The following is a 12,634-nucleotide window of genomic DNA, read 5'->3' as shown; positions in this document are numbered from 1 at the left end:
CGGTGTGTTGTTGCTTAAAAATATGAATTATGTTTATAATTAGATTATGTGAATGAAGCTATATGATATTATTGTATACCATTCTCGTATGCTGAATCTCAGCGTTTGGCTGAGAGCGGGGGAACCAATGTCGTGGGGTGAATCCGTATTGGTAGGGTGCCCTTTAGCCCGAACCCGTCAGCTAACCTCGTAAGCAGTATAAAGGGAGAATGGGGATTTTGTCTGCCTTCCGATTTTCTCCGCCTTGGCACTTTTATTTTTGAAATCCCCTTTTTGTAATCCCTTTTAATGTAGAATTGGAATGTTTTGATTGCTCAGTTATTAAATTTTATTTTTTTATTTTTTATTAATGTTAAGAAGGTGATAGATATTGAAAAAGCTTGAAGTAAGAAACGTGGTAAAGATATATGGAAGCAATCCGGACAAGGCCATTGCCTTACTACAGAAAAATCCTGAAATTGGAAATGATGAGATTCGTAAAAAGACTAAACAGGTAGTGGGGATAAGGGATGTAAGCTTTTCGGTTGATAGTGGAGAAAGTTTTGTGATTATGGGGTTGTCTGGCAGCGGCAAGTCGACCCTTTTACGTTGTATAAATCAGTTAATTAAGCCAACTGCAGGCGAAATACTGCTTGATGGTGAAGATTTGACCAAACTAAATGATAAACAGCTGATAGAAATTCGCCGCAAAAAAATGGGAATGGTTTTTCAAAGATTTGCGCTTTTACCTAATCGCACTGTTTTGGAAAATGTTGCTTACGGGTTAGAAATACAAAATATAAACAGGCAGGAACGGGCTGAAAAAGCTAAAAAAGCCTTGGAAATGGTTGGCTTGAAAGGCTGGGAAGATTACTATCCGCATAATCTTAGCGGAGGAATGCAACAGCGGGTAGGAATTGCCCGGGCTTTAGCCACTGATCCTGACTTGCTGCTTATGGACGAGCCTTTTAGTGCACTGGATCCACTCATACGTCATGAAATGCAGGAAGAGCTGCTGGAACTGCAGAAAAAACTCCATAAAACTATAATTTTCGTTACACATGATTTAGATGAGGCTATAAAAATTGGTGATAAAATTGCTCTTATGAAGGATGCACGCATCGTACAGATTGGTGAACCGGAAGAAATACTTTTATCTCCTGCCAATGATTATGTTGCCAGATTTGTTGAGAACGTTGACCGTTCAAAGGCACTTACCGCCTCTGCAGTTATGGTGAAACCCCGCACGGTAATATTCCCCAAGGACGGGCCACGTACAGCATTGCGCAGCATGGAAAAAAACGGAATATCTTCGTTGTTTGTTACTGACCGTGATGGACATTTACTTGGGTATATTAGAGCTGAGGATGTAGCAGAGATAGCCAATCAGGGAGATAGACAATTAGAACGTGTAATTCAAAAAGATATGCCGGTGGCGCATCCCGACACTTTACTGGCTGATTTATTGGAAGTCTTGGCTTATACTAAGGTGCCAGTTGCGGTTGTGGATGAAGATAATAAACTTGTTGGTACATTGGTTCGCGGATCGGTTATAGCTGGATTAGCAGGAAAGAAGGAGGAAAGTCATGAATTATATTCCGAAGATTCCCTTAGCTGAGTGGACAGATAAGTTTATTGCATATTTAACCTTACATTGTAGTGATACAACTCAATCGATAGCTGATTTTCTTGAAAAGTTGATTCTGGGGATAAAAAATTTTTTAGTTATGATTCCTCCAGAACTGTTTATTTTTATAGTTGCTGCATTGGCTTGGTGGTTGGCAGGTAGACGCATGGGGATTTTTACACTTATTGGATTGTTTTTTGTTTACAATATACAACTGTGGGATGCTACCATGGCTACATTGGCGATGATAATATCTGCTGTTTTGTTTTGTATATTATTGGGACTACCTTTAGGTATACTGGCAGCTAAAAATAAAACAGCCTACAAAATTATTACACCTATCTTGGATTTTATGCAGACATTACCTGCTTTTGTCTATCTGCTTCCCGCTATTCCTTTTTTTGGACTGGGCGTGGTTCCGGCAGTGATAACTACTGTTATTTTTGCCATGCCACCGGTTATAAGGCTTACAGCTTTGGGAATAAGACAGGTGCCGGAAGAATTGATAGAGCTTGGCAGATCTTTTGGCTCTACTTTTTTTCAGATGTTGCTTAAGATTGAATTACCTTTGGCGAGATCAACGATTTTAGCAGGAATAAATCAGTGTATTATGCTTTCGCTTTCTATGGTGGTTATTGCTGCGATGATTGGGGCTAAAGGACTGGGAGGTGATGTATGGAAAGCAATTCAAACCTTGAACATGGGTATGGGTTTTGAAGCCGGAGTAGCGATAGTTATACTCGCTATAATATTGGACAGAATAACCCAGAGTTTAGGAAAAAGTAAGTGATTTAATTAAGAAAGGAGAGGATTTCGGGTGATTAAAAACAAAAAAATTTTGGCATTTTTGATGGTATTTATACTGGCATCTTTGTTAGTAGCAGGATGTGGGGAGAGCCCTGAAAGCGGGGATAAAGTAGCTAAGGATTCGCAGAATAAGGAAACGATTAAGTTGTTATATGTTGAATGGGCATGTGCACGGGCAACAACCCATGTAATAGCGGATGTTTTAGAAAATTTTATGGGGTATAAAGTTGAACTTACTCCAGTTTCAGCAGCAGCAATGTATGAAGGTTTGGCAGCGGGGGAAGCAGATGCAATGTTTTGTGCCTGGCTTCCTTGGACACATAAAGACTATATGGAAAAAGTAGGAGACAAGATTGAAAACTTAGGTCCTAATTTTAGAGGTGCCAAAATTGGATTGGTAGTACCCAGTTATGTTGAAATTAATTCTATTGAAGAAATGAATAGTGTAAAAGATAAATTTAACGGGCAAATCATAGGCATAGATCCTGGAGCAGGCATTATGAAAGCAACTGAAAAGGCTATAAATGAATATGGACTTGATTATGAACTGGTTGAAGGCAGTGGAGCAACTATGACTGCTGCTTTGAAGCAAGCTATAGAAAAAGGGGATTGGGTTGTTGTTACCGGTTGGAGCCCTCACTGGAAGTTTGCCCGGTGGGATCTTAAGTATTTAGAGGATCCTAAAGGTTGTTACGGAGAAGAGGAAACCATTAATACCATTGTTAGAAAAGGTCTAAAAGAAGATATGCCAGAGGTATATGAATTCTTTGATAAGTTTTACTGGGAACAGAAGGATATAAGCTCGGCGATGAATATGGCAGAAGAAATGGGAGACAGCAAGGCTGCAGCTCGTAAATGGGTAGAAGAAAATATGGATCTGGTTAATACTTGGCTGCCGGATAAATATCAGCAAAAATAATTAACGGATTTTGTTTTTAGTTTTTTAAAATAGTTGGGACAGCAGGTATCTGGTTAATGTACGTACCTGTTGCCCTTTTTATTTTTTTGTAATTTATAAAAATTTCCCAGGTAATTGTCTTGCAAAAATAATTTAATTTATTATCTGACACTGACTCCAGTTTTATCTCATATTATGTAATAAATATAAATTTAGAAGAGGAATAAAAGTGAAGATAATTTTTGTTAACAATCCTCCTTATATAACTTATGGTATAGCTGCTGGTTTAAAACAGATAGGAGAAGAGGTGGACATAATACCTCTGTGGATGATTTCCTGGGATAAACAGGAGGAAGTCTTGAAAAAAAGATTAGAGGAGACCAAACCTGATTATATTTTTACTGACGGGGATCCTCCTAATCTTAACTGGAAAGCAGTCTATGATAGTAGCAGATTTTTTGGAATTCCTCTCATTTATTGGGCAACGGAAGATCCTTTATGGTTTAAGGAAATATCGATTTTGCGAAGCTTACCCGCAGAATATGTTTGGACAACTGCCGAAGAGCTTATTCCCGAGTACGTGAAAAGAGGGAAAAAGTCGGAATTGCTCCTTTTTAGCTGTAATCCGGACTTTCATAAGAAAACTTTACCTAATTCCGATTATATATGTGATATTATGTTTGTAGGCAGCAATTATGAACACAGGGAAAAAATTGCCCGCTCTATGCTTTTACCGCTTATGGAAAGAGGATATGATATAAAAGTCTGGGGACACTGGTGGCTGAATCAGGATAAATCATTTACGATTAATCCTAAATTTTACGGAGGATTTATTCCTTATGAAAAGCTTCCTGAGGCGTATTCTTCAGCTAAAATAGTTTTAGGCATGCATTTGGATGATACTTCATTTACCCAGACCAGTATGCGAACCTATGAGGTTTTAGGATGTGGAGCTTTTTACCTCACCTGGTATACTAAAGCCCATGAGCATTTGTTTAAGAAAGGGATTCATTTGGATTGGGTCAAAAACAGCGATGAAGTAATCGAAAAGGTTGAATATTATTTGCATAATGAAGATATAAGAAATAAGATTGCTTGCGAAGGCCAGGCTTATGTTTATGCTCATCATACTGCAGCCCAAAGAGCATACCAGCTATGTTCGTTTTTAAGCAAATAATTTAAGAAGGAGTGGATATTATTAAAATTAAGCCAGTTATCGGAGCTCACCTTCCTATAGGCAAAGGTCTGAAAAATGTAGCAGATGAAGCAGTTCGAAAGAGAGTTGAGGCCTTGCAGATTTTTTTGCGTAATCCTAGGAGAAGAGGGGCACGCAAGTTTGCAGATGAAGAAATTTTATATTTTTGTGATAAAATTGAAGAACATAATATAAGTCCGGTAGTCGTTCACATTCCATATATATGTAATCCTGCTTCAGTTAAAGAAGATTTATACAGCTTTGCCCAAGAAATAATAGAAGAAGACTTAAAACGCTGTGATTTGATAAAGGCAGATTATCTGGTTTTACATCCGGGTGCTTATACGGGCTCTACTTTAGAAAATGGTATAAAACGGGTAGCAGAGCTTCTTAACCGTGTATTAGAAAGATATACCGGTGATACTATGGTTTTATTGGAGACTATGGCTGGACAAGGGACTGAAATAGGAAAGAACTTTGCTGAATTAAATCAAATAATGGAGAAAATAGAACGCAAGGATGATATTGGCATATGTTATGATACCTGCCACACATATGCAGCCGGGTATGACTGTACTGATTTTGGGGGTATAAATAATATTTTATCTGAAATGAAAGGGACTTTTGGAAAAGAGAAGGTTAAGGTTGTTCATGCCAATGACAGTATGAAAGAGCTGGGAAGCAAAAGGGACAGGCATGCTCATATCGGAGAAGGTTTTATAGGTGAAAAGGGTTTTATAGCTTTGTTTAAAAATGAATTTTTTAGAGAACTTCCTTTTATTCTGGAAACTCCTTATGAAAAAATTGGTGAAGATATAGCAAAACTTAAATCTTATCGAAATATTTGATTTGTAGAATAGATTAAGAATAAAAAATTGACAAAAAAATTAAGCAGGGGAGAAAATAAGGTTGCTGGGGTAATCTTTGCTGAAATGGAAGGAGATGATGTTGATGCTGATTTACGGCAAAGAGGTAAGAAATTCCATCAAAGCAAAAATAAAAAGATATGCAACGCTTAATAAAATGCACATGGTTATACTTCAGATAGGAGAAGATCCTGCATCACAAATGTATGTAAATGGAATATGCAAGTTTGCGGAAGAAACCGGAGTTGATGCAGATATATTGAAATTATCAGCCGGCAACAGCCAGGAACAGATTGTCCATATAATAGAATATATGAACAATGACCCTGAAATTACCGGCATAATGCTGCAAAAACCGTTACCTTCCAATTTCAGTTTGGAGGTTCTTGCTAATGTAATTAATCCCTATAAAGATGTAGAAGGTATTACCAACTACAACCTGGGAAAACTTATAAGCTATGAGCAGGGAATAAGACCGGCTACGCCTAAAGCCATTCTTACCATGCTTAAAGCTCATAATATAACTGTCGAAGGCAAAAGGGTTACTATTTTAGGAAGAAGTACGATTCTAGGTCAGCCATTGGCAGTAATGATGACGGCAGAAAATGCTACAGTAACTTTGTGCCATTCCAAGACGGTGAATCTGGAAGAAGAGACAAGAAGGGCAGATATACTGGTAGCAGCGGTCGGTAAACCTAATTTTGTAACGCCGGACATGATAACAGAAGATGTGGTAATAATTGATGCTGGGATTAATTTTGATGAAGAAGGGAAAATGGTGGGAGATGTTCATCCAGAGACTAAAGAAAAAGCAAAAATTGCCAGTGCAGTTCCTGGGGGAGTAGGTCTTATAACCGTGGCAGAATTGTTTAATAATCTGATATATCTGAAACAGGAACAGGAAAGGCAGCAAGCCTTGAAAAAATAATAAAGAAAAGTCCTATTCTTTAAGATAGGACTTTTTAAGCGATTTCGTTTATATCGAGACATCCACATGAAGAAAGATAGCAGGTGAGAGCTTTCTTAGCCTTGGTTGATTCTAAGCTGGCTTTATTGATGAGGTTATTTATTATTTTAATATAGTTATTGAGCTGCTGGTTTTTATTACGGCGACCGCTTGCAATACCTATAGATACAGATATCGGAACACCAATACTGAAGCGGTGTTCAGAAATGCTTTCAACTATTTTTTGTGCCAGTTCCATGCTTTCTTCCAATTGCATTGATGCTATCATAGCAAATTCGTCTCCACCGAATCTGCACCATGAAGAAAACGGAGGGGTATTTTGTTTTAAAAGACTGCTTATTTCACTTAAAATTATATTGCCGTTGATATGTCCATATTTCTTATTTATAAGTCCAAATTCGTTTATATCGAGAAAAAGAACGGAAATTTCCTCATGATTTTTAAGGGATTGAATGCCTTGATAGTAGAGAAAATCACTTTTGAAAAGGCCGGTTAATGGATCTATATATTTTGAAATAGCAAAACGGATGATACTGTAATCTGCTATCCCTGTTATGTTGTTCCCATTATCTACAACGATAAGGTAGGTTTCCGGTTTTTGTTCCAACTTTTCATATGCTTCCCATACGGTCAGTGCGGAAGGGACGATTTCATATTCGCTTTTAAGTGCGTCAGCCGCTATCCGATTGGGATGACTTTTCAGCAGCTCTTTGGCACTGAGGACACCAAGGATTGAGTTATCTTCGGTAACCACAAAAAAGTCAAATCCTTTGTCGAGTAGTTGAATAGTTTTGCGGACACTGGTGCAGGCGTCGATAAATTTAAATTTTGCAGATGTTATGTTCATGAGTTCATTTATCATAAATCGACCACCTTGCTTATATTAAGTGAAATATCCATCTGCATTTTAATAAGCATATCTTCATCCATTATTTTTTCACTTTCTTCGATAATGAGCTTCAATATTTTATCAGGAGAGATTATTCGGCACAACGCTTTGCGAATGATAACTGCTTCAATAAAAGGATGATCAATTCTTATTATATCGTATTGTTCTGGTGATAGGACATCTACCATGCGCCTGGCTGCTTCTGGTCCTATAGGTGCTTTTTTGCCTACTACAAGCACATCTTGTATAGGGGGCACCTCAAATTCTGAAAGCCGCATATTTATTTCGACTTTTCTGGTGCCTTCCTCATATTTGTTCATGATTGCAATATACCCCCATGCTTATTATGATACAAGCTTGAATAAAAATGGAATATAAATCCTCATATTATTTATAACATAACCTAAAGATGCACAAAATACAAACATTATTATTAAAAATTTTAAAATTTGTAGTTATCTATTTACCAATTTAAAACAAAATACTGTAAATTAATTCAATATATTAGCTTACAGCAGATTTTCCAGGTAATATGAAAAACATTAGCCAAACTACTGCCAGTGGAGAGGATCAGCTCACACCAGTCTATAATTTCCTCCGTCGCTTCTTCTCCTTCAATAGTTATGCCGGATTTTGTTTACCTAACTGCTTCAATATATAATGATGGACAAATAATGAATATTTTGTCAAATAGTAAAAACATTTGGAGCGGAAGTTACCCCACCGTTTTTTCATTGAGCTGTTCATATTTAATTCGAGGCACTTCTACATGCAGGTCTATACGATCTAAAAGAGGACCGCTTATACGGCTCAAATATCTTTGGATTTGCAGTGGAGTACAGCGGCATTCCATATCTGAGCCATAATTCCCGCAAGGGCAGGGATTTAGAACCCTTAGTGAAGGAAGAAGAATAGTTAAATCTTGGCGATTAATTTATAACGAATTACGGTCACATAAGGCATTAAATAACCTAACTTCCCATCCGAGTTCTGTGCAGCAATTAAGCAAAAAACAGAATCTATTTAGTTCTAGTTTTTTTTATCTTCTGCAATAAATTCACAGCAAGATTACCTATCTTCTGTAATAGTTTTATAACAAAGTCTCCAATGCCTAACGATTCACCCGTCCAATTTGCTAAATTCATAAAAGTTCTTGTAATAATTATTAATGCAAAAAAAAGAATCAAAAATTTTAAAATATAACATAAAATATCCATATTTCAATCCCTCTTATCATTTAAATAAATAGAATTAAATTCAAATTAATGTATAAATCACTAATATCCGGAGATTAATAGAAAATTCTTTTTTCACCGAAAAAATCATTTAATACCTTGATAAAATATAATAATAAATATATACTATGTTAAAATTATACAATATATAAAAAAATATACAAGAAGGTGATATATGAAAAAATAACTATTTTACAACTATACATGGATGTTTATTCTATGTATAGTTTAGGACAGGTGTTTTGGGTGAGACAAAAAGCAGATTGTAAATTAAGGAGTGTTAGTATGATAAGTAAAGTGTATAAAATACTTAATCTATGTGTAGCTTTTGTATTGCTATTTACGTTGCCTACATCAGCGGCTGTATTATCCTCAAAAGCTAATTATACGCAGTTATCAGAACAGATATCATCTGAAACTTTAATTACAGAAGATAATATCTATGAGGTTCTTGAATATGTGGGTTTAGATTCAAATGCTTTCACAAAAACAGATAAACCAAATAGCAATAGTAATATAGTCACAGTGGGAGATTTAGAAAAAAAAATTGAGGAGTTTAATCGTAGGCCACATACAATGATTGATACAGAGGATGTTTTTATTGAAGTAATACCTAATGTTAAGGAAAGTTATCCAGTTATGACTGTATACAGTGACACAGATTATGGCTCTTATACTATGAGATATTTCGCTACTGGCAAATATTATGTTGAACCACCTCCACCCCACTATACTTATTGGGTGGAAGCACTCGGAGGAGATATTGAGGTAGCATCTGCTGATTTCCCAACAGTCGTTTCAATAAAGGAGATAAACATTTTAAGAAATACTTTATACAATGGTGGTAGTCCGGGTTCATATTTACGGTTAGATTTTGATTATACGGTTGAAGTATTTATTGGAGTAGAAAATGGACTTATAAAGATTGGGGAAGACAATATATCGGGTTTTAAGAAATTTTATATTTAGTATTTTAATACCGTATCTTAATATTAAAATGATTATCAGATGATTTTTCATGAATCTTAGTTTTGGATAAAAGCGGAGATAACATTTAAGATTGGTTACTGTCTTAGTGGGCTAATTAATAGGGGTGTTCTGCTTATTTCCGCTTTATCATCTTTATATATTTCCAACAGTAATAACCTGCATAGAGTTGTATATCAGCGTTCCCAGTATTTTCGATCCAGGCTGCGGTACTGGATGGCTTCTGCCAGGTGCTGCATTTTTATGTGAGGTGAACCGTTAAGGTCAGCGATGGTGCGGGCTACTTTAAGAATACGTTCATAAGCCCGGGCATTGAGTTTGAGCCGTTTAAAGGCCGTTTTTAAGAGTTCTTCCGATTTTTCATCGATTTTACAGTATTTTTTTACTTCAGCTGACCCCATTTGTGAATTCAGTTTTATTCCTTCATCAGCAAACCGTTTTGCCTGAATTTTGCGGGCTTCTTTTACCTTTTCCCGCAGAAAGGCGGAAGTTACCCCACCGTTTTTTTCCTTGAGCTGTTCATATTTAATTCGAGGCACTTCTACATGCAGGTCTATACGATCTAAAAGAGGACCGCTTATGCGGCTCAAATATCTTTGGATTTGCAGCGGAGTACAGCGGCATTCCATATCTGAGCCATAATTCCCGCAGGGGCAGGGATTCATGGAACATATTAATAAAAAGTCGGCAGGGAATACATGGGTTGAATGAGCTCGGGCTACGGTTACTATTCTGTCTTCTAAAGGCTGACGCAGTGCTTCTAAAACATCACGGCTAAATTCAGGCAGTTCATCTAGAAAAAGCACGCCATTTTGAGCCAGACTTATTTCTCCGGGGCGGGGGATTCTGCCTCCTCCGATAATGCTGGCAGATGAGGCATTTTTATGCGGTGCCCGAAAAGGGCGCGTATCTATGAGCGGTTTTTTGGCAGTAAGCAGATTGGCTACGGAGTATATGCGGGTGGTTTCCAGGATTTCTTCCCTTTCCATTTCCGGGAGAATACCGGGAAGCCGGCGCGCCAGCATGGTTTTACCTCCACCGGGGGGACCGATGAGGAGAACGTTGTGCATTCCGGCTGCGGCAATAACTAAAGCCCTTTTGGCAGTTTCCTGTCCTTTTACATCAGCAAAGTCGTATTTATTGCTCTGGTTTGAAATATTTTTTATTTTACCTCGGGGTACTTCGTAAAGTTTATCGTTTTTTTTCAGATAATCCACAATCTGTTTTAAATTCAGGGCAAAAAAAGATCTGATTTTTTCGACTAGCCCGGCTTCTTCCGCGTTTTCCTGGGGAACTACAAAAGTAATATTTTTGTTTTTAAAACGCGCCAATTCAAGGGCCATAGGAAGAATTCCGGGAACTCTGCGGATACTGCCGTCTAAGGAAAGCTCTCCTGCCCAGTAAAAGCTGTCGGGGATATCGGAGACAATCTGTTCGGAAGCTTTGAGTATCCCTAATGCTATGGCAAGGTCAAAATGGCTGCCTTCCTTTTTCAGATCGGCTGGAGCCAGGTTTACGATGATTTTTTGACCTGGAAATTTAAACCCGCTATTTTTGATGGCACTTTTTACCCTTTCCCGCGCTTCTTTGACAGAAGTTGAAGCTAAACCTACTATTTCAAAGCCGGGCAGACCATTTTGAATGTCAACTTCTACCCGGACATTTTTGGCCTCTATTCCGTTTATTACCATAGTATTTACTGATGCCAGCATTTTTTTCACCTCTAAAAATAATTTATTAAGAAAAGCTTTCCATTTTATAGAATAATTTTACATTAAAATTACCCGGAGTAAAGCGGTTTTTATAGTAAAACTATCTTAAAATACATGAGGGGGGTTAGAATATAAATTAAAGAAGCTTTTATTGATTTTATTGAGGATGGATTAACATGGTGGGTGATAGAAGCTTTACATTAATTTTTAACTGCTCGAATTAATCGGGCAGTTTTCATTTTTTTACTTCTGAAAAATTTTTTTGAGTTTGTAACCCTGGTTAATAAATTGGCATATTTTATGATTAAAGGATTTAAGGAAGTATTTGAGGTATGACTTTAAATTTAAATTCAAGTAAAAAGCTTAAAATGTATGAGCTGCTGCACACCTTAAAGGAAAAAGAAAGAGGAGAAAGGGTAAGGGTTTTGTGTGTAAACCATTTATTATATTATTTGAATTTTGGGCTTTTTGCGGCTATGGAAGAAAAGGGATATGAAGTGTTTATTTTGCCTTTACCTGAATATCCTGCTGCTGAACAAAAAGATATTTTGGTTTACTGGCTTGATAAATTTAAACCACACTTTGTTTTTACTCCCGGCTGGTCGATTAATCTCTTTGAAACTGAGCAGTTTCTCGAGATAATACATGAATATAATCTTCCCCATATTTACTGGGCTACCGAAGACCCGATTTTTTTTGAAGAAGTATCTTTGGTTTTTGCACCTCACTGTGATTATGTTTTTACTCTGGCTGAAGAATGTAATTTATGGTACAGAGAACTAAAAATTCCTTCATCTACTCTTACTTTTGCCTGTAATCCTGAGGTTTTCAGGCCTATGCCTGCCAAAAATGAGTATAAATATGATATTGTTCTGGCTGCCAATAATTACTACTGGTTTTCCCCTGACAAGGATTTTCGCCGCAGATCGATAGATTTAGTATTAAAACCTCTGGTAGAACATGGCTATAACCTTAAGGTGTGGGGAGCATACTGGACTAATCCCAATGCGGATTATACTATTCCATCTGAATTTTATGCAGGTTATATAGATTACAGGGAAACATCTTATCTTTATTCATCGGCTAAAATTGTCCTGGGACTGCAATCTGTAAACACTTCTTTAACTCAAACCAGTTGCCGTACCTATGAGATTATGGGATGTGGAGCTTTTCACCTTGCTCCCTTTACTCCTGCTTATGCAAATCTTTTTAAAAATTTTTATCATTTGGTCTGGTCAAATTCGCCTGAAGAAACCCTTGAACTGGTTGATTATTTTCTTAAAAACGATTGGGAAAGAAATAAAATCGCTCTTCAGGGGAGAGAAGAGATATTAGCTAAACATACTTATATGCATCGACTGGAAAAGATGGAAAAAGATTTAATGAATTTTTTGTCTGGCTGGTAATGATATTGTGTTGGTGCTGTTAACTTAAATATGATGAAAAAGCTTAAGCAATCATAGAAACCCAGC

General features: G+C 36.9%; 11 protein-coding genes, 1 pseudogene and 1 riboswitch. Of the genes and pseudogenes, 8 read left to right on the top strand and 4 right to left on the bottom strand.

The annotated features are described in order from the left end of the window. Window positions 1-79 precede the first annotated feature (79 nt). A riboswitch (cyclic di-AMP (ydaO/yuaA leader) is annotated at window positions 80-211 on the top strand. 159 nt (window positions 212-370) lie between these two features. From H0Z36_RS03600 to H0Z36_RS03575, 6 genes are all read left to right on the top strand, one after another. After that, on the top strand, window positions 371-1,597 hold the full coding sequence (locus H0Z36_RS03600) for a glycine betaine/L-proline ABC transporter ATP-binding protein (protein ID WP_296863888.1): 1,227 nt from the start codon (window positions 371-373) through the stop codon (window positions 1,595-1,597). Beyond that, window positions 1,566-2,396, top strand: coding sequence for a proline/glycine betaine ABC transporter permease (locus H0Z36_RS03595; protein WP_296863887.1), 831 nt, complete (start codon window positions 1,566-1,568; stop codon window positions 2,394-2,396). Before H0Z36_RS03600 ends, H0Z36_RS03595 begins: the two co-directional genes overlap by 32 nt. A gap of 27 nt (window positions 2,397-2,423) precedes the next feature. Continuing rightward, entirely contained in the window at window positions 2,424-3,332 is a 909-nt protein-coding gene (locus H0Z36_RS03590; RefSeq protein WP_296863886.1) for a glycine betaine ABC transporter substrate-binding protein, read from the top strand. Between the two features lie 208 nt (window positions 3,333-3,540). Further along, window positions 3,541-4,488 (top strand): glycosyltransferase, encoded by a 948-nt coding sequence (locus H0Z36_RS03585; protein ID WP_296863885.1) that lies wholly within the window; start codon window positions 3,541-3,543, stop codon window positions 4,486-4,488. Between the two features lie 11 nt (window positions 4,489-4,499). After that, entirely contained in the window at window positions 4,500-5,354 is an 855-nt protein-coding gene (locus H0Z36_RS03580; protein ID WP_296863884.1) for a deoxyribonuclease IV, read from the top strand. 76 nt (window positions 5,355-5,430) lie between these two features. Then, entirely contained in the window at window positions 5,431-6,300 is an 870-nt protein-coding gene (locus H0Z36_RS03575; RefSeq protein WP_296863883.1) for a bifunctional 5,10-methylenetetrahydrofolate dehydrogenase/5,10-methenyltetrahydrofolate cyclohydrolase, read from the top strand. A gap of 34 nt (window positions 6,301-6,334) precedes the next feature. Here H0Z36_RS03575 and H0Z36_RS03570 read toward each other — a convergent pair whose 3' ends face one another. From H0Z36_RS03570 to H0Z36_RS03560, 3 genes and pseudogenes are all read right to left on the bottom strand, one after another. Continuing rightward, window positions 6,335-7,201, bottom strand: coding sequence for a GGDEF domain-containing protein (locus H0Z36_RS03570; RefSeq protein WP_296863882.1), 867 nt, complete (start codon window positions 7,199-7,201; stop codon window positions 6,335-6,337). Next, the gene (locus H0Z36_RS03565) at window positions 7,198-7,548 is read right to left on the bottom strand and encodes a hypothetical protein (RefSeq protein WP_296863881.1); all 351 of its coding nucleotides are present in this window, start codon (window positions 7,546-7,548) and stop codon (window positions 7,198-7,200) included. Before H0Z36_RS03565 ends, H0Z36_RS03570 begins: the two co-directional genes overlap by 4 nt. Window positions 7,549-7,964: 416 nt before the next feature. Beyond that, window positions 7,965-8,114 (bottom strand): annotated as a pseudogene (locus H0Z36_RS03560) (ATP-binding protein); the annotation flags it as partial. A gap of 634 nt (window positions 8,115-8,748) precedes the next feature. On the opposite strand from H0Z36_RS03560, the gene H0Z36_RS03555 reads away from it, so the two are divergent. Beyond that, window positions 8,749-9,432: a hypothetical protein gene (locus H0Z36_RS03555; protein WP_296863880.1), complete on the top strand. Its 684-nt coding sequence runs from the start codon at window positions 8,749-8,751 to the stop codon at window positions 9,430-9,432. A gap of 194 nt (window positions 9,433-9,626) precedes the next feature. On the opposite strand, the gene H0Z36_RS03550 is transcribed toward H0Z36_RS03555, so the two are convergent. Then, a complete protein-coding gene (locus H0Z36_RS03550; protein WP_296863879.1) occupies window positions 9,627-11,162 on the bottom strand; it encodes a YifB family Mg chelatase-like AAA ATPase in 1,536 nt (511 codons plus the stop codon). A 332-nt stretch (window positions 11,163-11,494) separates the two neighbouring features. Here H0Z36_RS03550 and H0Z36_RS03545 point away from each other — a divergent pair, with 332 nt between their 5' ends. Beyond that, window positions 11,495-12,568, top strand: coding sequence for a glycosyltransferase (locus H0Z36_RS03545; protein ID WP_296863878.1), 1,074 nt, complete (start codon window positions 11,495-11,497; stop codon window positions 12,566-12,568). Window positions 12,569-12,634: the final 66 nt, after the last annotated feature.

The sequence above is a fragment of the Thermosyntropha sp. genome, assembly GCF_017656155.1.
GTDB lineage: Bacteria > Bacillota > Syntrophomonadia > Syntrophomonadales > Syntrophomonadaceae > Thermosyntropha.
Note: the sequence above shows the minus strand (reverse complement) of the source record. Positions and strands in the feature narration are given on the sequence as shown.